Consider the following 24,514-nt stretch of genomic DNA (forward strand, 5'->3'; position numbering starts at 1 on the left):
ATGCCGTCGATCCGCTCGACTGGCTATCCCAAACCCTGAACCGTATCGCTCAAGGTTGGCCTGTAACCGAAATCGAAACTCTGATGCCTTGGAACTTCAAGTCTAACGCCATCGGCTGACCGCTTACCACCATAATGACGTATCGTACGGAAAACAGTTCGCCGAACCAATCGTCGAAACGATGATGCCGCGCTGATCCCGCCTGTTCATTGGCTTCAGTGGTGAGAAGCGCATTTAACGCTTTTGATTTATGAAAATCGAGACGACCATGCATGACCCCGCTCCTGCATATTGGGAGCGGTATTTATCATAAAGTCAAATTTCGATCATCTTTGACTTTCGTTGATCGACAAAAGTTTACGACCGTGCCGTGGTCAGACGGGTGCGGGTTGTAAAACCGTGAACAGCGCTCCACCGTCGCGATTCAGGTCCTGAATGTCCAGGAGAAGCAAGCCACCGGATTCAGGCACGGCGAGTTCTGTCTTGGTGGCGTTCATGGCTGCTGCAACTGCCTTTTTGTTTCCCCACACTTTTCCGCGCCTGGTCACATCCGGACCATCTTCAGGACTAGCGATGCTGAATTCGACTCCACCCACATCAACGCCGTCGCAAATGAGATTTCCGGTTCCATGCAACAATGTAACAGCCATCACGATTCCCTGTGTCTTAATCCAAATCATCCCAAGTCTAGCAGCTTGTCAGTTTTCAGAACCATCCTGCTTCGCTTTCAACTGCTCATTTAATGAGAGCTTGAGCCGGGCATTTTCCGCTTCCAGCTCTTCCAGTTCTTCGTCTGTCACCGGGCCGTCTTCGGTCTTGGGACTTGGCCTTTTAGCACGAGGCCGCTTTTGTGGTGATTTGGGAACGGGAGGCAAAGTAATGGTTTCATCCGCTTGCTCCTCCTTCTGCTCAGGCTTCACATTCACTGGCGGATCTTCAGGCGCCTGCGGCTCTACAGTCGACGATAACACCTCCTGAAGAGGTGCCCGTTCAGCCTGCCGGGTTGCCTTGTCACTCACTTCATCGGGATCTTTGGTCGTAACTTTGATGGAGAGTCGCGTTGGCATTATAGGATCAGGATGGAGAGCGCACTGAGGATTGCGTCCTCGTCTGCAAGCATCGAACTCGACGCTGGAAGGAGATCGGTGTCGATCTCGACCAGGAGGATGTCTCCGCCTTCTTTGTCGGCCGCATTCCCCGCGTAATGGAGAGCGTATGCCTGTGAAAGGTAGACCAGGTCGGCGTGACTGGATGCTTGCCAGTTGGAAGGCTTCTGGCCACGCGGCTTCAGTCCTTCACGCAGGATGGAATCCAGATGGATGGACGAGGTTCCGTGGCAAATCCGCATTTTATCCAGCCATCCTCGACGTCGTCACCCCATTCGTTTTCAGTTGCGCCATCAACATTGGGCCGACAGAGAAGCCCCCTGCCCTCGCCTTGTCGGTCAATGCTCGCAGATAGCCGCCTGCCGAGTTGATGTGGTTGGCGCGCTGCAAGATACACGCAATCACGACAGCGGTGTTTTCCTGCCCGAGGATGTCTAAGGCATCGGCATATGCGCTCGGCGAAACCCCGAGATAGCCACGAACCTGCGCGGCCGTCGCCATCAAGTCTCTCCAGCTCGCGATCCCGTCGACGGCGTAGTCGATTATGTCTGGGCAGGCCTTCAATATCAGGCCGAGCGGATACCCTTTCGGCGGCTCCACCGATCTAGGTTTTGGCTCAACCTCGACCCCGCTCGTTTCTGGAGCAGGTTCAAGTTTAAAATGTGAGTCTGGGTTTGATTCAGTATGTTGCCGTCCAGTATGGACATCATTGCCGTCCATATTCTGATCATTCGTAAAGGAATTCAGCGCGTTATCCACTTCGACGCGGATTGCCACCAGTTCGTCGAGAATCGTCTCCAGCTCCGTGATAGATGCTCGACGCGGAATAGCGTCTACAATGGCACGGAAACGCCTCCAGAGACCGCTCCAGTCGCCTTCAGCGACTTCTTCGACGGCAACTTCGATCAGCTTGGAGATATCGCGGCGTTGGAGCGTAATGCGCTCTCTTGTCCGCTTGATGCGTTGGGCCTCAGCACGCACCTGGTCGGCCGCCTGAGCGATCTCGTCGGCGCGAGCGAGCAATGGTGCCAAAGACAGCCCAAAAGCCTCCTCAATGTCCCCTTCCCTGCTCTTGTGGGCGTAACGCTTCCCGTTCGGGCTGTCGCGCCTCAGGATCAGGCCTGCGTCGACCAAAGAGGCTAGATTACGCCTCAGAGACGTGTCAGGCATTCCGTGAGCACGCAGCGAGAGCTGGCGGTTTGATGGGAACACGATCAGCCCGTTCTCCTCTGACAACTCGCTGTCTGGATAAAAGGACAACAGCGCCGACAAGACCGCCAACGCACGGTCATTCGTTCCCAGCACGCTCTTAGCTTCACAGATATCCTTGTAGAGCGCCCACTTATCGACCGCCCTGCCCTGCCCTTCGGATTCACGTGTGACACGTTGCGCTGCCAACGAGGCAAGCGTCATCGGTCGGCTCCCAAAGGGAGTCGTTGCATATTCTCCAGCTTGCATTTCTCTCACCTAACTGAAGGCAAAAGAGATCCGTTCGCCGCAAACGACGTCAAAACGCTTGACACGGATTCTGAGAAATGCGATTCGTTATCTTGCTAGAGAATACCGAAAGGCTTCGCAGACCGTGTGTTTGTGGGGCCTTTTCTCTTTCGCGGTTTAGTTATCTCCATTTCCTGTTTCTGATTGCCTGAACTCCTCATAGAGGACGTCCAGACGGCTCGATAGCCAGTCGCCGAAGGGTGCAGCCTTCGTGCTAGTTAGCTCGATAGCGACCTTCTTCGGCTTCTGATTCATCATAAAGCTGACCGAATTGTCTTTGGATGTCCAGGACTTAGCAGCAGGCGCAGATTGAGGCACAGTCTTCTCGCCTTTGGCCACTTCGAAGGCCTTCGAGAAACGAGTCGGGCTGTCCGCCGCCTGGAAATCCGGCGTCTTGATCAGTTCGCGAACGGCTTCGACTTTGCCATCGCCCGACATCAGCTCTGCGAGCGATGTCCATTTCGGCCTACCAACTGACTTCGCGCGCCCAATCGCATAGATGACGTCTTCAGGAATGGCTGAAGTCACCTTACCAAAATGCGAGATCGCGGCTTCAGTCAGGCCGAGGATGGGGCAGATCGCCCGCTGAGACAGCCCTACAGCCTTCAGCTGGAGTGTCCACATCGCTTGCTCGATCCAGGTCAGGCTTTCGCGAACACCATTCTCAAGGGACTGCTCTTCGATGAGCTGGCGATCCGTCAGTTCACGAACGTAGGCCTTAACCTTGATGGGGTCAGAGCGACCATCCTCCTCGTTCAGCGCCTTTATGGCTGCGAGGCGACGATAGCCGTAGGCAAGCTGATAATGCCCCGGCTTTGATGGATGCGGCCGCACCAGAACAGGGATTTTCTGGCCTTCGGAAGCAATCGAGAGCTTAAGGGCTTCGAGTTCCTCGTTGGCTTCAGCATCAGCTTCAAAACGATCCTTGAACGGAGACCGCTCGATCTTGCTGGCTTCGAGCGTGACAATGCTGTCCTCGGTCAGCTGGGTGAGCGCACGGCCGACGTTTGAGATCACTGGTGACGAATGACGTCGAGCCGCCATTGGGTTCAGGATCGCTTTATCTGCGCCTTCCCCTCCCCTAGCCTCGACATCGGCCATTTGCTTTAGAATGCTTTTTTTCATGGGTTACGTCCCCAAACTTTATGGATCAGGCTCAGGATGTCGAAATTAACGCGATCCGCGCTCTCCAAGGCCCGTTTCAGGGCTTCTCGACCCACCTCTCCAGATTCCAGCTCGTAAAGTGTCTTCTTGGCGACTGCAGCGCCCGCGATAGCCGTCGATTCCAATGCCTCAGCAACCAGAACGTCGTTCCCGAACAGGCGGCGCATTACACCAGCCATATATTTCTGCGGGCCATCGTTCGGGTTTACGCGGGTGAGCAAGAACTTGAAATGATCGTGCTCGAACTTTGCTCCGAACTGCACCAACACTTCCGACAAATCCGAGATCATTATCAGGAATTGGTTGCAGCTCGCGACGTCAAGCATTGCCGGATGAACAGTGACAATCAGGGATGTCGCCGCATATAGAGCCGCAAGCGTCGTGTAACCGAGTGAAGGCGGTGTATCGAGAATGACGATGTCGTAACGATCTTCGACTGTCTGAATTGCCTTAACCAGGCGCTCGAAGAAGAGGCCCAGCTCGTCTCGGTTTCGGTCAGCCAGATATGACGGAGTATCGAACTCGAAATCCATCAATTCCAGATTTCCCGGCACCAAGTCGACACCCGGGAAGTATGTGGAACGAATGACGTCGTACAAAGGGAGACGCTCTTCGTCATACCGCAGCGCGGCATACGCGGTCGAATTTGGTTCAAGGTCGAATTCAGGTTGAATGCCAAAAATCGACGTCAATGATGCCTGAGGGTCGAGATCTATGCACAGAACGCGATAGCCTTGCAGGCCAAGAAAGTGCGCAAGGTGGGCAGAAGTCGTCGTCTTGCTGGAGCCACCCTTGAAGTTGGATGTGGCGATAACCTGAAGCTTCTCGTTGCCACGGCGATACGGCAGCAGGCTCACGGCTTCGTCTGGACGAAGATCAGCTAGGAATTCCCGAAGTTCTTTGACTTGCTCGATGGTGTAGGTGCGACGATTGTTTTCCGCGCGATCAGGCTGAGGCCCCCTCCCCTCAATGGTGAGTTGACGCAAGGTGCTCTCAGGGACATCGAGGAGTCTGACGAGATCGAGTGTCGAAAAAGTGCGCGAGAATGACTTTCGCGAGGAAGGCGGATAAAAGGCCTCACGCATCTCCCTCAACTCAGCCGAGAGCTTGGCGGTGTAGCCTTCGATCTTTGACGCAGTGTCTGTGACGACGGAATTGTGCGACTGAAGCATTTAGTTCTCTGGACGGTTTTGAACCCGATACGGTTCACTTTCCGTCATAAGACCCGAATGCAACCGATTCTACAAGGAATTTTTCGTTAACGAGAGCTTAACGGAGGCATTGGCTGACGCTCGACTTTACAACTGTAAAGTTTTTCACAGGGTGGCCGTCGTTGCGGGCGACTTTACAGTTGTAAAGTTTTTCGAATTCTTTGCGAGCCGACGATGTGAGGAGCTGACGGTTCTAACCGAGTGCAGCAGCAAGGACAGCTTCGAATACGTCCTTTAACCTGCGCTCTTCACCACTAGCAATATGAGCGCCGAACCGACCTCATTGATTACAGGAACGCAAAAATTGAGAATATTGAAAATGGAGGGAAGGCCTTCCTCCCTCTCCTATCTCGGGCCTCTCCTATCTCGGGTTTCGCTAAAGTCGGTTTTCGACACCCTTCTTAGTGATCCGTTTGATCTCGGCTTTCATCCCCTCAAACGCCTCACCAATCATAATGGCAGCGTCTTTATCAGGCTGCCTCGAGATCTGACACTTATGCTTGATATGTAGGGCCGGAACTAGAAACCACGACATCGTGAGTGTGGTATCCCCCGTCACGCGGTCGATTTTTAGCTTGTTCAATGTGACATTGAACTCGCCGTACGGCATTGCCAAGTTGTTTGAGCCTGGCGTTTCCGGTATCAATATGGCATGAAATTACCCAGCTCCTTTCCCCGGTTGAAGGGGTTTCGTTTTCCGCGTGAAATTATTGGCTACGCTGTCTGGACCTATCACCGATTTGCGTTAAGCACGGCCGATGTGGAAGATCTTCTCGCTGAGCGTGGCGTGCTTGTCAGCCGGGAAACCGTTCGCGTCTGGATTAATCGCTTCGGCCGCCATTTTGCCGACTGTATCCGCAGGGACCGACCAAGGCCGAATGATAAATGGCACATTGATGAGGCCGTCATCACTATCGGAGGAAAGAAGTATTGGCTTTGGCGGGCAATTGATGCGGACGGCGATGTTCTTGATATTCTGGTTCAAACACGTCGTAACACCAAGGCTGCCAAACGCTTTTTCTCCAGACTGGTGAAGCAATTCGGTCAACCACGTGTCGTCGTGACGGATAAGCTGCGCAGTTACATTAAGCCAATACAAAATCTTTCACCAGATGCGGATCATCGGGCTCATAAAGGCCTGAATAACGCCATCGAAGTCTCGCATAGGCCAACGCGAAAACGGGAAAAGATATTTGGGCGGTTCAAGTCAGCGCGACATGCGCAAAGGTTCCTTGCCGCTCACGATCAGATTAATCTGATTTTCCGTCCACATCGCCATAAACTCACAGCTTGTTCCTACCGCCATGCACGTATCGATGCATTTGCATTATGGCACGACTACACTGCTGAAATGAACGCATGAGCAAAAGCTCAACGGGGTCGTGCCGCCTACCTCAAATAACTTGGCAATACCGTCGGAGCACCATCTGGTATTGGAGCGCTCGACGGTGACTTGTCCGTCGTGTCTGCGTTCACCGGCAGCTCCGGTATGGCGCTGAAGGAGCAGATCATGCCGCTTCATCACGCGATAAACACGTTTGGCGTTCGGCCATGAACAGCCCTGTTCACGGGCCTTGCGCCGCAGAATGGCATGAACGCGCCGATAGCCATAGGTCGACATTTCTTCAATGACCGCCTTGATCTGAGCAACCAGATCAGCGTCGGGAAGCGGAGGTCTCCCTCGGGCTTTGGAAAGGGTGCCTGTGGCTCGCGCCGCGATATTCGACCGGGCAACACCTAGCGTCTCGCATAACGTTTTCATCGCAAAACGTCCTTCGGCAGCGAGATTGAGTGCAGCATCCGTTTTTTTGGGCCGTTGGCGATTTCGAGGGCCTCCTTGAGAATTTCCCCCTCCATCGTTTTCTTGCCCAGCAGGCGCTGTAATTCCTTCACCTGAGCCTGAAGCGCCCGGTATTCCGAGGCAGGGACAACCTCCTCTTCGGCTGCCGTTGCAACCAATGCACCCTGTGACGCAAGTTTGCGCCACGCGAACAGTTGGTTAGGCGCAATGCCATGACGACGCGCGACCACACTGACCGTTGCGTCCGTCTCGTAGGTTTCGTGGACAATTGCAAGCTTCTCCGCTGTACTCCAGCGTCGACGCCGCTCAGGGCCGGAAAGAATTTCCATCTTAATGCTATTACCAGTCATAATGTGAACAGTAGTCCTATCACTTATTTAAGTGGGAGAAACTGTCCGGGAAATTAGGGGGCTATTCCAGAACCCGCCTTTTATGAAGTTGTTTTAGTTGTCGTTAGGTAGGCCCTGAAGTTCTCTCGCAGCCGACACTGCAATCGACATGAATGCCTTCATGTGGGATGTTACACGGTTTGCTTTCCAGGCGAGGACGATTGTTACCGGAGGTGGTTCGTCTTCGATCTTCAGGAAGGCGACGCCGGATATCTGCAGATTTCGTGCGGTGGCGGGGACGATTGCGATCCCCATTCCCGCGCTGACTAGGCCGACGACCGTATGAACCTGCGTCGCTTTTTGCGAAACGATGGGTGAAAAGCCCGCGTTTTCGCACATTGTGACAATGGATGTATTGAAAAGGGGGCTAGTTTCTCGTGGAAACAGGACAAAGCTCTCATTTGTCAATCGCGCCAATGACGTGCTCTTTACGGATGCGAGCGGATTGAACGCTGGCACCGCAACCAGAAAATCTTCTTCAAGTACTGGAAGAGTTTCGATGCCGCTTGCGTATTTGGCGGGCCGTGTAATTCCAATATCTATCGCACCGAGCGGCAAGCTGTTGATCTGCTCGGCAATTCCCATCTCCTTCAGTTCCAGATTCACTTCCGGAAAGCGATCGTGAAAGCGGCGAAGTAATCGCGGTAAGAAGCCATAGCTGGACGAATGGATAAAACCGACAGAAAGGCGACCAAGTTCGCCTTTGCCTGCGCGCCTTGCGTCAATTTCCGCTTGTTCCATTTCCTTCAAGATTGATCGGGCTCGATCCAGCATCAGTTCACCGGCAGGCGTTAGTTCCACGCGTCTCTGCGTTCGTGCGAAAAGCATAGTTCCAAGGTTTGCTTCGATTTGCTGGATCTGCCGAGAGAGGGCAGGCTGCGCGATACGAAGACGAGCCGCAGCACGCCCGAAATGAAGTTCTTCGGATACCGCTTGAATATAGCGTAACTGTCGCGCGTCCAACATATTGATACCTCTAAGTTATCAATAATTGCTCTATTATGTATTAGACGTCAAGTTTTCTAGCTTCTAGGTTCCTCTCATCATAAAGGTGCGGAGGCACCAAGGGAGGTTCCATTGCTAGGGTTTCGTGTCGCGGACGACTTTCGTCGTCCGGCAAATGATCTTGTCGAAAAATTCCGGGTTATCCCAACCGCTATCATCAGCGACAACATGAACCGTGTGTTTGCAGGTGGTTCGGGTCTTCGACCGTTCCATGGTGATAACGTAATGTGCGGTAGTGCTTTGACGGTGCGCACGCGGCCTGGCGACAACCTCATGGTTCACAAGGCACTCGATATCGCCAAACCCGGTGACATCATCGTCGTGGATGCCAGCGGCGACATGACCAATGCGATCATCGGCGAAATCATGCTTCGCTATGCCATGTCTCGTTCGCTTGGTGGCTTCGTCATCGACGGTGCGATCCGTGACACGTCGGCGATCCTCTCTGCAGGATTTCCGGTTTTTGCGAGCGGCGTGACGCATCGCGGTCCCTACAAGGATGGGCCCGGCGAGATCGGTGTTCCTGTTTCTGTTGGTGGTATGGTCGTTTCCTCCGGTGATATCGTGATTGGAGACACTGACGGACTCATCGCTGTCCCCCAAAGCCATGCTGAAGAGATTCTGGTACTTGCGACCGCTCAACAGGATCGGGAGGCGGCGATCCTGCAAAGCATTGCAGATGGTACGATCGATCGCAGCTGGATCGACCAGACGCTGAAATCTAAAGGGGTTTGACACCATGGCCTATCAAGCCTCTTATCTGGTCGAGTTTAGCCGGAATGTGCTGGTCGCTAATGGAGCACCACAACACGTTGCACTCGCCGTTGCGCAAAATCTCGTCGAGGCGGATCTGCGCGGCGTCAGTTCGCATGGTGTAGTGCGGCTCGGCATTTACCTGAGGCGCATTGCCGAGGGCATGGTCGATCCGCAGGCCGAGCCGGAACTGGTCACGGACAGCGGCGCGATGGGGCTTCTGGATGGCCGCAATAATTTTGGCGCCTATGTTGGCGACCGTGCACTCGCCATCGCCATGGACCGTTCAAAAGAGCGTGGCGCTTGCATTCTCGGTGTTTCACGGTCCAACCATTTCGGAACCGGTGCATCTTATGTCAAGAAAGCCGTCGCGCGTGGTCTGGCCCTGATCGTTATGTCGAACGCATCGCAGACCATGCCACCGACCGGTGGTGTGCGACCTTTCGTGGGAACGAACCCTATCGCGTTCGGCTTTCCAACCGGCGGCGAGGTTCCGTTCATTCTGGATATGGCGACCAGCCTCGTGGCACGCGGCAAGATTATCGTCGCAGCCAGCAAGGGCGAAGAAATACCCTTGGGCTGGGCGGTCGATAGGCAAGGCAATCCGACGACGGATGCCAATGTGGCGCTTGATGGCGCGGTGCTGCCGATGGGCGGGCCTAAAGGCTTCGGCCTCTCAATGGCAATCGATATTCTGTGCGGCGTTTTGACCGGAGCGGGTTTCGGACCGTCCGTCAACAATATGTACGATAACTGGCAGGACCCGCAGAATGTCGGGCACATGTTCATCGCGATCGATATCGAGCGTTTCATGCCGCTATCGGCATTCCGGGTCAGGCTCGACGGATACATCGAACAATTGAAAGCAGAACCACGTGCCGAAGGCACAGACGAGATCCTTCATGCCGGTGAACTGGAGCATCGCGCCGAGCAGAAGAGGCTACGCGAAGGCATTGTCTTGCCTGCAAAAGTCGAACAGGAACTAGAGAGTTTGGGCGCACCCTATGGGATCGAGCTGCGCCGTTAGCGCTTACGGGAGGAAAGAATGAAATCGTTTACATACCACATCCCCACGCAGATCGAATTCGGCAATGGCCTGATCGCCAAGCTTCCGAGCTATGTGCGCAGCCTGAAGGCGAGCCGTGCAATTGTGGTTGGTGATCCTGGCGTCGAACGCGCCGGGCTGGTGGAGAAAGTCAGCTCCATCCTGAAGGCAGGCGGTATCGCGACGGTTGTATTTACCGATGTCGAAAGCGATCCGGCGACAAGGTCAGTTGACGAAGGCGTTGTCCTTGGCAAAGATCACAAAGCCGACGTTGTCGTCGGTATCGGCGGTGGCAGCGCTCTCGATACGGCGAAGGCCATCGGCCTCATGCTGACCAATAAGGGCAATATTCGGGATTATGTCGGTATCGACAAGGTGCCGCTTGCCGGTGCTCCGGTCATCGCGGTTCCAACCACGGCCGGAACGGGAAGCGAACTGACCATCTGGTCGGTGCTCTCCGACAAGGTTCAAAAGGTCAAGATCAGCGTCGGCAGCACACTGAACTGCGCCAAGATCGCGCTCCTCGATCCGGAACTGACACTGTCCCTGCCTTCCGCGATCACGGCGACGACAGGCATGGACGCGCTGACGCATGCGCTCGAATCTTACGTCAATACGGCAACTCAGCCAATTTCCGAGGCGATGTCGGAACAGGCAATGGTCTTGATTGCCAAGAGCCTGCGAACTGCTGTCAACGACGGTTCCAACCTTGAAGCGCGCGGCGACATGCTGCTCGCGAGTACAATTGCAGCTATGGCGTTCAACAACACACGCCTCGGCGTTGTACACGCCTTTGCCATGCCGCTTGGTGCGAAATTCGGTATTCCGCATGGACTGGTCAACGCGATCATGCTGCCTGAGGTGATGCGCTTCAACCATCTGTCCAACGCGAAGAAATTCGCGCGGATCGCCGAGATTTTCGGCGAGGATATCAGTGGTCTCTCCGCCGAGCAAGCCGCCCTGCTTTCGGTCGATGCGATCAGCAAGTTGAGAGCCGATGTGGGCATCAGCGCCAAGTTGAGCAATTTCGGCGTCACGCCAGAGCGTTTAGATGAAGTGGTCGAGGAAGCGTTGCAGTCCGGCAATGTGCCGGTCAATCCTCGCCAGCCGACGCATGACGATATGCGTGCCCTGCTGCAGGCCGAATTGAACTGATCGATAGTGGAAGAAAATCATGAGCGACATGTTGAACTGGTTGCGCGGTAACACCGGCGCGACCTACGGAAACTTTATCGGCGGCGAATGGCGGGCACCAAAGAGCGATACCGCCAAGATCTACAATCCGGCGCTGCGCGATCAGTGCCTGGGTTCATTTGCAAACAGCGAAGAGACGGATGTCGACGAAGCGGTCAAGGTCGCGCACGAAGCCGGGCTTTCCTGGCGTAACGTGCCGGGACCCGAGCGCGGTGCGATCCTGTTCCGCGCCGCAGATATCCTGGAACAGCGTCTGGACGAATTAGCGTTTATCCTTGCCGCCGAGCAGGGCAAGGTCTTGGCAGAGGCACGTGGCGAAGTCGGTCGCGCGGCCAAGGAGATGCGCTTTTGCGCCGGTGAGGCGAGCCGCATCGACGGCGATGTGCTGCCGAGCGAAAAGCGCAATGGTCTGGCCATGACTTTGCGGGAGCCGATCGGTGTTGTTGCTGCGATCGGCCCATGGAATTTTCCGGTTGTCACGCCCGTCCGCAAGATCGCGCCTGCTCTTGCCTATGGCTGCTCGGTCGTTCTGAAGCCGTCGAACCTGACGCCGTGGTCGGCGGTCAAGCTTATGGACGTCTTCAAGGATGCAGGCGTTCCGGCAGGCGTTGTCAGTCTTGTTCTCGGCAGTGGCCGCAAGGTCGGCGAAGCGCTGATCCGCCACAAGCTGGTCAAAGGTGTGAGCTTCACCGGATCGACCGGCGTTGGTGCGGCCATCAGCGCCGAAGCAGGCAAGTCGTTTGTGCGTACTCAGCTTGAGCTTGGCGGAAAGAATGCAGCAATCGTCTTCGATTATGCATCGGCTGAAACCGTCGCAAAGCAGATCGGCGCTGCCGCGTTCCAGTGCACTGGGCAGCGATGCACGGCCGTCAGCCGCGTTATCGTACTGGAAGATCGCGCCGCAGAGATTATCGAGGCGCTGCGGGCAGAAATGGCTACGATCAAGGTCGGCCCGGCCTGGGAGCAGGGCGCCACGATGGGGCCGATGATCACGGCCGATCAGAAATCATCAGTTCGGCAATACATCGATATTGGTAAAAACGAAGGTGCCAAGCTGGTCGCCGGAGGAGGTTCGCTGGAAGATGGGGACTTCGCTCAGGGTCATTTTGTCGAGCCGACGCTTTTCACCGACGTGGCCGCGGGTTCACGGCTCGCGCTTGAAGAAGTGTTCGGCCCTGTACTATCGGTCATCAAGGCCCGGTCTGTAGATGACGCCATCAGAATCGCCAACGAGGTCGATTACGGTCTAGCCGCATCTGTTTACACCCGCGATGTCGATCTGGCTTTGCGCTTCGTGCGCGAATCCGAAACCGGCATGGTCCATGTCAACCACGGCACGGCCAGCGAGGCGCATATGCCTTTTGGAGGGGTCAAAGCATCTGGCTTCGGCGCTTACTCAATTGGCCATTCAAACCAGGAGTTCTTCACCACAATGAAGAGTGCCTATTTCCAAAGCTGAAATTCAATAACGGGAGGATTGAAATGACGTTTATCAAGCAAGTTGGGCTGGCATTGACCATCAGCGGCCTCATGGCGTCTTCGGCCATGGCGGAGACAGTGCTGCGGCTTGGACATGTATGGCCGAATTCTGAAATTCACGCCGCTGCCGCTCAGAAATTTGCGGACGATGTGAAGGCCGCTACGAACGGTGAAGTGCGTATCGACATTCACGGCAACAGCACGCTGGGAAGCGATCGTGAATTGCTCGAGGGCATCAAGTTCATGACCAACGACATCTGGGTCGGCGGTGCGGGCGTTCTGTCGACAGCGTCTGAAACGGCGCGTATCTTTACGCTTCCGTTCATGATCCGCGACATTAACCACTACAACGCGGTTTATGACGGTGAGGTTGGCAAGAAAATCACGGACGGCATCCGTAAAGAATCCGGTTATGAGGTCGTGTCCTACTGGCTGCGTGGTCCGCGCTGGTTGACCACGAAAAAGGCGATCAACAAGCCGGAAGACCTGTCGGGCCTCAAGATCCGCGTGCCGGATAGCCCTGTCACGGTCAAGTCATGGAATCAGCTGGGTTCTGCGGCAACTCCGATGAACTTCGGCGAAGTTTTCAATGCGCTCCAGCAGGGCGTCATCGACGGCCAGGAAAATCCGCTGTCTCTGATCGTTTCCTCGCAGTTTGCGCAGGTGGTGAAGTTCCTGATCCGCACCGAACATGCCTATGAGCCGGTTGTCGTGGTCATGGATGCCAAGCGTCTTGCAGCCATGCCGGAGGAACAGCGCAAGGCAATCATGGATGCGGCGAATGGCGCTGCAAAGAAGTACTCCTTGGATGAGGTTCTGAAGGGTGAGCAGAACTTTGTGAGGACGCTTCAGGACGCTGGAATGACGCTTGTCGAACCCGACAAGAAGCCCTTCCAGCAGAAGGTCAGTGCGGATTTCGTGAAGGCCAACTTCCCGGCTGTATCCGAGCTCTACAATACGGTTGCGGGTGCTGGAGTGCCTGCCGCAAAGTAAGGCCGTATAACATACTAGGGAGGAATATATGAAGCATTCCGCGTCCGAAGAAGCCTTGCCGGGCCTTCGGCCGGTTCAGGAAGATCATCGCCCGAGATGGGCGGTGATCCGCTGGATCGATCGATTGAACGAGCTTGTGCTTAATATTCTAGCTTTGACTCTCGGCGTACTCGCTTTGCTTGGTATCGCGCAGGTCATTGCCCGCTATATCATCGGTTCACCTTTGACATGGTCGGAAGAGGTCATCCGCTTCGCGCTGATCTGGAGCGTTTTTCTAGGCGCGGGCATCGTGGTGCGGCACGGGATGCTGGTTGCCGTCGAGGCGATCTATCTGGTCGCACCGTCCAAGCTAGCAAGGGCCATCGGCTTCATCAGCCTAGGCATATCCGGATTTTTCTGGGTAGTGCTGATGTATTACGGCTGGACCGTACGCGGGATGGTTGGAAGCCTCATGTCAGGTTCGCTCGAACTGCCGATGAGCATTGTCTATCTCGCCATTCCTGCCGGTGCTGCGCTCGCGCTCATCAATACAATCGTCGTTGCGATCGACCCGCCTGAGCAGGTCATCACGCAAGCCGCAAGCTAGGGGCGCGCCATGTATCCGATAGCCATCGGCTTCTCACTTTTCGCATTCTTTATTCTGGCAGTTCCCATCGCGATCACGCTCGCGATGACGTCGGCCATCACCATGTATAGCTCTGGAATTCCATTGCAGGCCATGGTTCAGCGCATGTTCGCCGCGCTGGATTCCTTTCCGCTGACCGCCATACCTTTCTTCGTACTCGCTGGCGCGTTGATGGAAGTGAGCGGGATTTCGACCCGTCTCGTCAATTTCGCCCAGGCTCTTGTCGGGCGCGCAACAGGCGGTCTCGGTCTCGTGGCCGTCATGTCGGCGATGTTCTTCGCCGCTATTTCCGGTTCGAGCGCTGCGACCACGGCGGCTATCGGCGGGATCCTTATCCCGGCTATGTCCAGACGCGGCTATCCACGTCCGTTCGCAACCTCGGTGCAGGCCTCTTCCGGTGAACTGGGCGTCATCATCCCGCCGTCCGTTCCGATGATCATCTTCGCCTTGACGGCTGGCGTCCCGGTCTCGATCGGCGATCTCTTCCTTGCCGGTATTTTCCCAGGCTTTCTGGTCGCCGGTGGCCTGATGTTCACCGTCTACATCATCAGTAAGCGGAACGGTTACGGTAAGACGCAGGGGCAAGACGGTCTGCTTCCCGGTGAGCGTGACGGAGTGTGGAAGAGCTTCAAGGCTGCCATTCTTCCGCTCATGCTACCGGTCATGATCCTTGGTGGCATCTATGGCGGTATTTTTACGCCGACCGAAGCAGCGGCTGCTGCAGTCGGTTTTGCATTGGTTGTCGGTGGTCTGATTTTCCGCAGCATCAGCTTCGATGGCCTGATGACCGCGCTTCGATCTTCGCTTCTCAACACGGTCGTGGTGCTGCTGATTATCTCTGCGGCCAGCGTGTTCGGCTGGGTGCTGACTGCAAACCGTATTCCTGAAATGGTGTCTCAGTTCTTCATCGCGATCTCCGACAACCCGTTGGTATTCTTGGCGCTGATTAACCTGATGCTGCTGATAGTCGGCATGTTTCTCGAAACCGGAGCTGCGATCACCATTCTTGCTCCGATCCTGACGCCGGTTGCGGTGAAGCTTGGCATAGATCCGCTTCACTTCGGTATCGTCATGATCGTCAATCTTGCTGTCGGCATGACCACACCGCCAGTCGGGGTCAACCTGTTCGTCGCCTGTCAGATCGCGGGATTGAGAGTGGAGCAAATTCTGAAGAGCATGCTGCCGTTCTATGCGGCACTGCTGATTTGCCTGGCGATTATCACCTACCTTCCCGAACTAAGTCTATGGTTGCCAACCGCACTCAAATAGCGGTTGGAGATTTCCTGAGACATATAATGGAGGAATGCCATGTCTGCTTCTGCGAAAAAGCAATCCATCTATGAACCGGATCAGGAAGGGCTGTATTTTCCCAGACCGCCTGTCTTCTCGACGGTTGCCGAGGAGCGGCAGCATCGCCGCGAGCGCCTTGCGGCCGTGTGCAGAATTTTCGCGCGCTACAAGTTCGAATATGGATTTGCAGGCCATGTAACCGTTCGTGATCCCGAGCATCCGGGTCTTTTCTGGACGAATCCGTTCGGGATGAGCATGTCGCGTGTCAAGGCCTCCGACATGATCCTTGTCGATCATGTCGGAAAGGTCGTCGAAGGCACATGGGCCGTCAATCAGGCCGGTTTCGTTCTGCACTCGGCGATCCATGAGGAAAACCCGGACATCATTGCGTCGTGCCATGCGCATACCGTCAACGGAATGGCATGGGCAGCTTTGGGTCGTCCGCTCGATCCAATTACCCAGACTGCATGCGGCTTCTTCGGTCATCAGGCGGTGATTACGGAAGAGGCAGGAGCCGTCGTCGTGGAGCGCGGCGCGGGCTTTGCAGTCGCCAAGGCGTTCGGGGATTCGAAAGTGGCAATACACCAGAACCACGGCCTGTTCAGCGTCGGACGCCATAGCATCGATGAGGCGGCCTGGTGGTTTATCGCACTTGAGCGCGCCTGCGAGATTCAGTTGAAAGCGGAGGCAACCGGTTCACCGCTGAAGCTGGTAGCTCCTGAAAAAGCAGCACACTCTGCGAAACATTTGGCCACACCCTTCATGGGGTGGCTGCATTTCCAGCCGATCTATGATTGGATCATCCGCACCGACCCTGATCTCGTAGACTGACGGACATTGAAATGGATGCAAAAAACTATGCAAACGGCACCTATAAAGTCCTGATTTGCGACCTTATAGGCCTTAAGTTTGACGAGAAAGGCGAACCTGATCCCGGTGAGGTTCGGCAATATATCGAGGGGCTTGGCGAAGTTTTCCACCTCGGTGGCATTCAAACCGCCGCCACCTTCGATGCTGGTCGCATCCATTTCTTTTATCAGCCCAACCTCAGCACGGAAGACGAACTGCTAACTGAAACGAGCGATGGCCGCTATGACGCGGTCATCGCTGCCGCAACCGTGATCCCGAAACAGAGCGTGTTCAGCGTTGCAGGCGTGCGCATAGGTGCCGGCACCGGTAATATGCAATCATCTTCCTGGGGTGGTGGTGATGGCCGTGGCGGAAATGCCGTGCTCATGAACACGCCCGGTATCAACAGCCGGGCGACGGCGCAGATGGCGATACGGGCACTTTTACGATTCACACCCGACCTGCCTTTCGACACCCTTCATCATCTCGTCATGGCTGGGAGTTTCGATACTGGACGCGATCTTCGCAGTTTTCCAACTGAAAAGGCCGATGGCAAGCGCCTCACGGTATTTGGCTATGGAAATATCGGGCGTGAAGTTGCCCGCCTCGGCAAGGCCTTCGGGATGTCGGTCACGGTCTATGCTCGCGAGCATTACCGCCATAAAATCGAAGCTGAAGGTTTTCAATTTTCCGGGGATGCCGCTGCTGCCGCATCCGGCGCGAATGCGATTTCCGTTCACGTTGGATTGGGTAGCTTCGATCCCCAGCTAAAGCATTACGGTAATGCTGGCTTCATCGGAGACGAAATACTTTCCGCTATGGCGGATGGAGGCGTCCTGATCAATTTCGACCGGGGCGAGGTTGTCGATGTGGCGGCGCTGGACCGGGCCATGGCACGTGGCAAAATTGCCTCGGCCGCGATCGACGCCGATATCTTTCGATCCGATGATGGCGTGCAGAGCGGACCATTGGTTCCTTTTATCCCGCTTGCTCGAAAGTATTCGGGTAGGTTGCTTTTGCTTCCTCATGTAGCGGCAGACACGGATCATCCTTCACGGGTAGCAGGGGCAAAGCAAGCTGTGGATCAGATCGTCACAGCGCTACGCGAGCGGCGTGCCAGCAACCTTAGGGGCGATCTGCCTGAAGACTTTTCTCCTTGTGGTTCTGCATCATGAAGCTCTCAGAGCCTAGAGATTTTCTGCGGAGCTTATTCAGTGTCGCCGTCAAGGCTGCAGACCCTGCTTTGAGCCTGGCTGCGCATCTTCCGTCACCGCCTGAAAATGGTCGGACCGTCGTTATCGGTGCCGGAAAAGGTTCTGCGCAGATGGCGCGTGCTCTTGAAGACTTATGGCCAGGTCCGCTTACGGGAACTGTCGTCACACGATATGGGTATGGATGTGCCACACGGTCGATCGACGTGCTGGAGGCATCGCATCCCGTTCCTGACGAAGCCGGTATCACGGCGGCCCAAAGGCTGCTGGACACGATCGCAGGCCTATCTGAAAATGATCTTGTGATTGCGCTGATCTGCGGTGGCGGCTCCGCACTGCTGCCAGCCGCTCCTTCTGGATTTACGCTGGAAGACGAGATTGAACTCAACAGTACACTTCTGGCATCCGGCGCTCCCATCTCCGCCATGAATGCCGTTCGAAAGCATTTCTCCCGCATCAAGGGAGGGCGTCTCGCTGCCGTCACAAAGGCGAAGGTTGTCAGTCTGGTGATCTCCGACATACCGGGCGACAATCCGGCGCTCATATCGTCCGGGCCTACAATCCCCGACAGGACGACGCGGCATGACGCTTTGCGTGTGATCAAACAGTATTCTCTGGCAATACCGGATCGAGTGCTCGATTTCATTGGCTCGTCTGATGCGGACGCCCCGCAGCCTGAGAATCCGATTTTTTCCCGCAATCATCATCAGGTCATCGCTTCGGCTCGCGTATCGCTTGAGGCCGCCGCCGCGTTGGCCCGATCATCCGGCATCGAAGCTCATATTCTGTCTGACGCCATCGAAGGCGAGGCGCGCGACGTCGCGGCAGTACATGGTGCAATTGCGGCTGAGATTGCCCGGCGAAACCAGCCGTTTGTCTCAGCCTGCGTTCTTCTTTCCGGTGGAGAAACGACGGTCACTGTCAGAAGCAAGGGCGGTCGTGGCGGGCGAAACGGCGAGTTCGCACTTGCTCTCTCTCCGTGGATCGATGGCCTAGATGTGCATGCTTTGGTAGCGGATACGGATGGTATCGACGGATCTGAGGAGAATGCAGGGGCGTTCATCGATGGGACGACGGCGAGGCGCATTCTGGAAAATGGCATGGATGTAAGAGACATGCTCTCACGGCACGATAGCTATTCTGTTTTTTCGATGCTGAATGATCTGTTCGTGACTGGACCAACAGGGACGAACGTCAACGATTTCAGGGCAATCCTGATCCTGCCACAGCAGAGATAGGTGGCATGCCAGCAGCCCTTGCGGATCATATGCGCCACTTCAATGCCGATATCACTGAGGATCAGGTGCTTCCGCTCATAGCCGACGGACTGATCGATCGCGTGCTTGATGATTGCTGTCCGCTGTTCCCCGGCTATTATCTCTATTACCCGAGCCGCAGGCAGCATTCCTCCGCGCCTCCGGGTTTTCCATGCTGATCCAAGCTCTACGCTTCCGGGGCTAAAGCAATCGTGACGCGCGTCCGCTGCGCCGCTTGGCATTGTTGTAATAGTCGGATGCCTGCTGCACGGAGCGATGGCGTGATTGTTCCATCGCTTCCGGGAGCGGAATGCCACGATTGGCCGCTTCGGTGAGATAGCCGGAGCGCAGCCCGTGCGCCGAAAACGCCTTCGGATCGAGACCGGCGCTCGCGGCCCGTGCTTTGACGATTGCATTGACCGTTTGGGCATCGATTGCCTGGCGTCCGACATTGTTCCATCGATCGACGGCGCGAAACAGACTGCCGCTTTCGATCTTCGCCGCTGCAATCCATGCATGGAGCGCGTCGACGGGGCGACCGGTCAGATAGACGACCTCGTCTTGCTCGGCACTGGCCGTCTTGGTGCGCCCGAGGCGGATCGACAAAGAGGGGAGGGGGCTGCCATCCTTGTCGATTACGGGCTCTTCCAGGGTGAACTGTTCCAGTGCGAGGCGTACGACCTCGCTGCGCCTGCGGCCGCCAGAGGCAAAAGCGACCATCAGGATGGCCCGATCGCGCAGCGTGCGCAAATCGTCGCCAACACAGGTTTCCAGAAGTTTCGTCATGATGTCGCCGGTAATCGCCTGCGCACTCTTGCGGCTGCGCGGACGATTGGTGGCGCGCACGGCAAGACGCAGAGCGGATTTGACGGACGGTGCCGAAAACGATCCTTCCAGCCCGCGCCAGCGGGTCAATGTCGACCAGTTGGACAGACGCCGCCGCACGGTTGCTGGCGCATGCGGTCCGGATGCGCGCAAAAAACCTTGGCTGCGTAATTCCGCTTCCACGCCGGCTGGCATGCCGTGATCGGGATCGATCTCGCGTTGCTGGTGTCGCCACAGATGATGGGCGATGAATTTCAGCAACAGGGCTTCGGGTGTCGGGAAGGGCAGGGGGCTACCGGTGGCAGCCAGCGACCAGGCTTCGAGATAGGCCAGATCCGAGGTTAGCGCACGCAGCGTATTCTCGCCCATGCCTTCCTTGACCAGATGGCGGAGCGTCTCGACGTCCTGATCGGTCAAAATCTCCGCCAGCATGTCGCGCCGGTTCATCGGCAGCACGGCGGCAATCGTATCGAGCTGTAGCGCACGGCACTCACTGGCGGGATCGGGCAATTGGGCCAAAGACAGCCTCCGTGATCGGTCAAGAGGCGCTGCTTTCGCGCGCCTTTGCCCGACTTTTACCGATTTGCGGCTTCAAATCAATCACCATCGATACTGTATAATTATCGATGGTGATAAACACAGAAAAACACCGTCGATGTAACGAAAGCTAAGCGCCATTTAGGTTGATAAAACGATGTTAAGCCATTGTTTTTATATGCTCTAAAAATCGCGATAAGCGAGAATCTGCTCGGCAATTCGAAGGCACGGGCGCCGGGATGGCATGTCTGATTGCTCTCCAAAGAGATTACCACGCTGCGCATTGCTGGAAATCGCGCTGTTGGCTTGTGAACAGATAATCACAACCCCATTCTGAGACACCAGTATATGGGTTCCTTTTTCGAAAAGGATGTTAGTTAACGTGAGCAAGTCTTGTGCAACCACAGATTTCGGTTAGCTTGAGTCGGTGGGGAATCTTTTCGGAATACGATGCCATTGGACGAATATCCAAAACTCAAGACATCTGTACCAGGCCAATATCTTGGCTATGGCCTTCAACCGGTGCGGCTTTGCTACCATCTGATGAGTGTCGCAAATGGTTGTCGGGTCTCGCTGGAACTATTTGATGATATCGCGATCCACGATGCGTCCGGCGGGGTGGGCTTCGAGCAATCAAAAAGCTCGCTGACTGGTAATCCAGCGTCAGATCGCTCGGCGGAATTGTGGAAGACCCTTTCGAATTGGGCTTCACTGCCTACATCACTCTTTAATTCTGCAACAGTGTTTCGATTTTACGTCACACCCGTCAAAGTTGGCAATCTCGTGCGTGATTTACATGACGCCAACGATGAGACCAAAGCAGCCCTGCTACTAAAGAAATTCAAAACGAAGACCTTTAGAGGTAAAAAGGGCGTTGGCGTGGAGCCGTTAATCAACAAATTTCTCGACGCAGGCGATGACATTTGTCTGAAAGTGATTAGACAATTTGAATTGCAAACCGAAGAAGACCCAGTCGACCCAATCCGGGGAAAGCTGCTTGCAACACTTCCCGAAGAAAGCCTTGATCAGTTCTGTGCCGCCGCAATCGGAATGGCCAAGACCGAAGTCGACAGCCTAATTCGTAAAAAGAAAATACCGATTCTAGATTCAGGAGCGTTTCGGCAGAAGCTAAGAGCCTTTATAAGAAAACATGACTTTTCAAAGCTTCTTGCCTCGACTACGGGTGTACCCGGACCTAATCAAATCGCTGATGTTCTGAGCAGACAGCCAACATTCGTGCGCCAGCTTGCCGCTATCGAGGTGTCGGAGACCCTCATGACAACGGCGGTGAGTGATTTTCTACGAACGATAGCTGACAAAGTCACATGGGCCGATAACGGGAGTATAGTCGACAGTAGCCTAGAAGAGCTCGACCAGTCACTAATTCGCCATCATACTTTGACTTCTGATGAGCTTGCGGACACCCATGGACATCTAGTTCCCACGCATAGGGGACGACAACTTTACCGCAGGTGCGCAGAATTACAGATGCCATTGGAAGGCCAAACCCTTCCCAGCTACTTCGTCGCTGGAGAATACAACTGTCTCGCAGACGAGCGCAAGGTAGGTTGGCACCCGGACCATCTTTCTTTGTTTCCGAAGGCAACGTCATGACGACGAAAACCCTTTCAACGGTAGCATTGGTACAGAATCCTGCTTTGGGAGCGCTGCTTCTGTGGCGGTTTGGCAAATCCTATCAAGAGGAGCAACTGGGTACAGCTGCTCAGTTACATTCATTCTTTGTGGTGCTCCCACTCCTTTATCATGCGCCTACACTTGATCGCATCAAATCTACAAACAACTCGTCTGGTCTTTCACAATTTACGAAAAAGCTCGGCGAAGAACGAGAACTGCTGATCTCAATACAGGAACGCGCACTGAAGATGAGGGAACTGACATTGTCCGCTGTAGGAGCGGCGATTTCCAGCGGACTCATGCATATCTCTTACGATACGGGTAGGCTTCGGAGTAATGAGGTGCGTCCTCCACAACCGCCTGTAAGGTTAAAGTATCATATTGCGGGAGCAGAAAAACTGGGTCACTGGTTGGCTAGGCTTACCCTTGAACAGGCATTTACACTATTGTGGGTGGAACCTTAGATGCATTTTCAGATTTTGAGTTTGATTCTCTGGCCCAAGGCCAATCATCCACCGCGTGTGTTAAATTTCGTGCCCGGCATGGTGAATGTCATCACGGGCGCATCGAAAACGGGTAAATCAGCGGTCATTCCAATCATTGACTATTGCTTGGCATCGGGGAAATGCAGCATTCCGGTTGGAACAATACGAAATACCTGCGATTGGTTTGGTATTGTTGTGGATACTCTCGAAGGCAAAAAGCTTTTGGCAAGAAGGGAGCCCGGTGATGCTAGGCAGACGGGGGATATGTATCTCCTTGAGGGCGATGAAATCGACATTCCGGACAGGATCACAGAAAAGAACACGACTACGGATATAGTGAAGCGGAAGCTAGGAGAATTGTCTGGTCTTTCTCGGCTCCGTCTCAATCCAGATGCAGATGTTGCCTATCAAAGTCGTGTAAGTTTTCGCGACCTGATGGCTTTTAACTTCCAGCCTCAATATATCGTCGCGAATCCCCTGGCTCTATATTTCGGAGCCGACACGACCGAACATCGCGAAAAACTAAAGGCAATATTTCCTTACGTGCTTGGCGCGTTGACGCCAGAATTGGTCGCTGCTCGTTGGGAGATCGATCGTTTACAGCGTCTTCTTCGGCAAGCAGAGTCCGCTTTGTCTACGGTTAAGAAGGCAGTCCGGGCTTGGCAGGCAGAAACCAACGGTTGGCTTAGGCAAGCATTGGAACTAGGCCTTCTACCCCAGGGAACGTCGATGCCCGAAGACGATCCCAACCATACGATTGATCTCCTCCGTTTGGCGACACGCGCTGACACACGAACATCATTCGCGACTGTTGACTCGATAGAGCCCTCGCTACGCCAACTCGAACTTTTACAAAATCGAGAATCGGAAACTGCTGCCAGACTTTCCATTCTCCGGCAACACCTTGGAGAGGTGGAACGCCTTGTTGAAAGTAGCAGAAAGTACGGTGGGGCCATTCGAATCCAGAAGGACCGGCTGGATATCGCGGATTGGCTTAAGACCAGGACAGAACCCGTTAATGATCCCCTAGCGGTACTTGCGGAAGGCCGTGAGAAAATCGACGCGCTCGTGCAGGCTCTTGCAGGGATCGAAATCCAGTTGCGCACGCAACCGAGCTTATCTGATACTTTCGACAAAGAACGCCTACGGATCAGATCGGACTTGGATATTGCGACGAAAGAGTTGGCTGCTGTTCGCCAAGAGATCAATATCCTTGAACGGCGATCTGACGAGGTGAAGGAAGCAACCTACCGACGCGATAGAGTAGAGCGTTTCCTTGGCCGGCTGGAACAAGCTCTCGAAACGTTTGAGCGCGCCGACGATAGTGGCGCGCAAGCTGATGAGGTTGGTCGCCTATATGGGCTAATCGATGAACAAAAGGCTATTTATTCAGAGCAACAGGTGCGTCGACGAACTGAAAATGCTCTTCTTTACGTTGCAAAAATCGCGGCCTCCATCCTCCCCAAATTGGATGGGGAATGGCCAAACGCACCGATTGAGGTTCTGATTGATGACCTGACGGTGCGTGTTGTTCATCCCGATCGCAAGGACTACTTATGGGAAATAGGTAGCGGGGCGAACTGGCTCGCCTATCATGTCGCGGTAACTTTGTCACTCCAGCGTTTCTTCAGAGAGCTTCCGGATCATTGCGTTCCGGGTTTCCTTATCTATGACCAGCCAAGCCAGGTTTACTTCCCGTCGGGATTTGACAGACCCGGTCGGGATGCGCCAGGGCGAACGCGAAATCAGGACATTGCCGCCGTACGGGGAGTATTTTCAGCCATTGCAGACGAGATCGTTCTTGCGAAAGGCCAGTTGCAGGCGATTGTGCTCGACCACGCCGGTGCTGACGTTTGGGGAGAACTTTCTGGCGTTGTACCTATTGCTGAATGGCGGGATGGTGACGCACTGGTTCCGGATTTATGGCTCGCGCCTGCAAGTTAAGCGTAGTTCAATGTTGAAAGTATGCTCTTCGGTCAGTTGTGTTCATGAACCGACACGTCTCTGCTTGTTGTATTAATCACGATCCAGTAGCGGAACGGCCTATGCCAGTGAACTTTGATCTGGCGCGCGCGGTCCTGCGCGGTGAACCCTCGCAATCATTTGGTCTGAGCAAAGCAGACTTCCAACGAAGGGATGGCTAAGCAGTAGCCTGCCGAGAACT

The 24,514-nt window shown here is 55.0% G+C and carries 24 protein-coding genes and 1 pseudogene; 16 read left to right on the top strand and 9 right to left on the bottom strand.

The features are described from left to right. Positions 1–119 (top strand): transposase domain-containing protein (locus tag F9K94_RS22920; RefSeq protein ID WP_151610493.1); only part of this gene is annotated, 119 nt, incomplete at its 5' end. A gap of 255 nt (positions 120–374) precedes the next feature. Here the strand turns inward: F9K94_RS22920 and F9K94_RS22925 are convergent. From F9K94_RS22925 to repA, 6 genes are all read right to left on the bottom strand, one after another. After that, positions 375–650 (bottom strand): hypothetical protein, encoded by a 276-nt coding sequence (locus tag F9K94_RS22925; protein ID WP_231771638.1) that lies wholly within the window; start codon positions 648–650, stop codon positions 375–377. A gap of 48 nt (positions 651–698) precedes the next feature. After that, positions 699–1,067: a superantigen-like protein SSL4 gene (locus tag F9K94_RS22930; protein ID WP_231771639.1), complete on the bottom strand. Its 369-nt coding sequence runs from the start codon at positions 1,065–1,067 to the stop codon at positions 699–701. Further along, positions 1,067–1,348: a hypothetical protein gene (locus tag F9K94_RS22935; protein WP_192799570.1), complete on the bottom strand. Its 282-nt coding sequence runs from the start codon at positions 1,346–1,348 to the stop codon at positions 1,067–1,069. The genes F9K94_RS22930 and F9K94_RS22935 overlap by 1 nt, the downstream gene beginning before the upstream one ends. A gap of 1 nt (position 1,349) precedes the next feature. Continuing rightward, on the bottom strand, positions 1,350–2,564 hold the full coding sequence (gene repC / locus F9K94_RS22940; RefSeq protein WP_151610495.1) for a plasmid replication protein RepC: 1,215 nt from the start codon (positions 2,562–2,564) through the stop codon (positions 1,350–1,352). A 156-nt stretch (positions 2,565–2,720) separates the two neighbouring features. Next, the gene (gene repB, locus F9K94_RS22945) at positions 2,721–3,728 is read right to left on the bottom strand and encodes a plasmid partitioning protein RepB (protein WP_011983085.1); all 1,008 of its coding nucleotides are present in this window, start codon (positions 3,726–3,728) and stop codon (positions 2,721–2,723) included. Further along, complete coding sequence (gene repA / locus F9K94_RS22950) at positions 3,725–4,939, bottom strand: plasmid partitioning protein RepA (RefSeq protein WP_151610496.1); 1,215 nt, start codon at positions 4,937–4,939, stop codon at positions 3,725–3,727. Before repA ends, repB begins: the two co-directional genes overlap by 4 nt. 691 nt (positions 4,940–5,630) lie before the next feature. Between repA and F9K94_RS22960 the strand changes: the two genes are divergently transcribed. After that, positions 5,631–6,341 (top strand): IS6 family transposase, encoded by a 711-nt coding sequence (locus F9K94_RS22960; protein WP_151610497.1) that lies wholly within the window; start codon positions 5,631–5,633, stop codon positions 6,339–6,341. Between the two features lie 24 nt (positions 6,342–6,365). Here the strand turns inward: F9K94_RS22960 and F9K94_RS22965 are convergent. Further along, positions 6,366–7,129: pseudogene (locus F9K94_RS22965) on the bottom strand (transposase); the annotation flags it as partial. Between the two features lie 93 nt (positions 7,130–7,222). After that, positions 7,223–8,134 (bottom strand): LysR family transcriptional regulator, encoded by a 912-nt coding sequence (locus F9K94_RS22970; protein WP_151610498.1) that lies wholly within the window; start codon positions 8,132–8,134, stop codon positions 7,223–7,225. Positions 8,135–8,245: 111 nt separating this feature from the next. Between F9K94_RS22970 and F9K94_RS22975 the strand changes: the two genes are divergently transcribed. Genes F9K94_RS22975 through F9K94_RS24890 form a run of 11 tightly spaced genes read left to right on the top strand, consistent with a single transcriptional unit; the run spans position 8,246 to position 19,047 of the window. Beyond that, positions 8,246–8,908 carry an RraA family protein gene (locus tag F9K94_RS22975; protein WP_151610499.1) on the top strand — a complete coding sequence of 221 codons (663 nt, stop codon included), beginning with the start codon at positions 8,246–8,248 and terminating at the stop codon, positions 8,906–8,908. A gap of 4 nt (positions 8,909–8,912) precedes the next feature. After that, positions 8,913–9,953, top strand: coding sequence for an Ldh family oxidoreductase (locus F9K94_RS22980; protein ID WP_151648919.1), 1,041 nt, complete (start codon positions 8,913–8,915; stop codon positions 9,951–9,953). 18 nt (positions 9,954–9,971) lie between these two features. Continuing rightward, positions 9,972–11,126 carry an iron-containing alcohol dehydrogenase gene (locus F9K94_RS22985; RefSeq protein ID WP_151610501.1) on the top strand — a complete coding sequence of 385 codons (1,155 nt, stop codon included), beginning with the start codon at positions 9,972–9,974 and terminating at the stop codon, positions 11,124–11,126. Between the two features lie 19 nt (positions 11,127–11,145). Continuing rightward, positions 11,146–12,624 carry an aldehyde dehydrogenase family protein gene (locus F9K94_RS22990; protein ID WP_151610502.1) on the top strand — a complete coding sequence of 493 codons (1,479 nt, stop codon included), beginning with the start codon at positions 11,146–11,148 and terminating at the stop codon, positions 12,622–12,624. Positions 12,625–12,647: 23 nt separating this feature from the next. Beyond that, positions 12,648–13,637 (top strand): TRAP transporter substrate-binding protein, encoded by a 990-nt coding sequence (locus tag F9K94_RS22995; RefSeq protein ID WP_151610503.1) that lies wholly within the window; start codon positions 12,648–12,650, stop codon positions 13,635–13,637. Between the two features lie 28 nt (positions 13,638–13,665). After that, positions 13,666–14,223, top strand: coding sequence for a TRAP transporter small permease (locus F9K94_RS23000; RefSeq protein WP_151610504.1), 558 nt, complete (start codon positions 13,666–13,668; stop codon positions 14,221–14,223). Between the two features lie 9 nt (positions 14,224–14,232). Next, positions 14,233–15,531 carry a TRAP transporter large permease gene (locus F9K94_RS23005; protein ID WP_151610505.1) on the top strand — a complete coding sequence of 433 codons (1,299 nt, stop codon included), beginning with the start codon at positions 14,233–14,235 and terminating at the stop codon, positions 15,529–15,531. Between the two features lie 39 nt (positions 15,532–15,570). Further along, positions 15,571–16,383: a class II aldolase/adducin family protein gene (locus F9K94_RS23010; protein ID WP_151610506.1), complete on the top strand. Its 813-nt coding sequence runs from the start codon at positions 15,571–15,573 to the stop codon at positions 16,381–16,383. Between the two features lie 11 nt (positions 16,384–16,394). After that, entirely contained in the window at positions 16,395–17,576 is a 1,182-nt protein-coding gene (locus tag F9K94_RS23015) for an NAD(P)-dependent oxidoreductase (protein WP_151610507.1), read from the top strand. Then, entirely contained in the window at positions 17,573–18,850 is a 1,278-nt protein-coding gene (locus F9K94_RS23020) for a glycerate kinase type-2 family protein (protein ID WP_151610508.1), read from the top strand. The genes F9K94_RS23015 and F9K94_RS23020 overlap by 4 nt, the downstream gene beginning before the upstream one ends. A 5-nt stretch (positions 18,851–18,855) precedes the next feature. Next, on the top strand, positions 18,856–19,047 hold the full coding sequence (locus tag F9K94_RS24890) for a hypothetical protein (RefSeq protein WP_192799571.1): 192 nt from the start codon (positions 18,856–18,858) through the stop codon (positions 19,045–19,047). A gap of 22 nt (positions 19,048–19,069) precedes the next feature. On the opposite strand, the gene F9K94_RS23030 is transcribed toward F9K94_RS24890, so the two are convergent. Further along, on the bottom strand, positions 19,070–20,140 hold the full coding sequence (locus tag F9K94_RS23030; RefSeq protein ID WP_235920681.1) for a site-specific integrase: 1,071 nt from the start codon (positions 20,138–20,140) through the stop codon (positions 19,070–19,072). A 540-nt stretch (positions 20,141–20,680) separates the two neighbouring features. On the opposite strand from F9K94_RS23030, the gene F9K94_RS23035 reads away from it, so the two are divergent. The 3 genes from F9K94_RS23035 to F9K94_RS23045 are packed head-to-tail and all read left to right on the top strand — an operon-like array spanning position 20,681 to position 24,294. Then, positions 20,681–21,844 (top strand): ABC-three component system protein, encoded by a 1,164-nt coding sequence (locus F9K94_RS23035; protein ID WP_151591441.1) that lies wholly within the window; start codon positions 20,681–20,683, stop codon positions 21,842–21,844. Next, complete coding sequence (locus F9K94_RS23040; RefSeq protein WP_151591443.1) at positions 21,841–22,329, top strand: three component ABC system middle component; 489 nt, start codon at positions 21,841–21,843, stop codon at positions 22,327–22,329. Before F9K94_RS23035 ends, F9K94_RS23040 begins: the two co-directional genes overlap by 4 nt. Further along, positions 22,330–24,294: a DUF3732 domain-containing protein gene (locus tag F9K94_RS23045; protein WP_151591445.1), complete on the top strand. Its 1,965-nt coding sequence runs from the start codon at positions 22,330–22,332 to the stop codon at positions 24,292–24,294. The last annotated feature ends 220 nt before the right edge of the window (positions 24,295–24,514 follow it).

Origin of the sequence: Brucella tritici (assembly GCF_008932285.1) — a bacterium.
GTDB classification, from domain to species: Bacteria; Pseudomonadota; Alphaproteobacteria; order Rhizobiales; family Rhizobiaceae; genus Brucella; species Brucella tritici.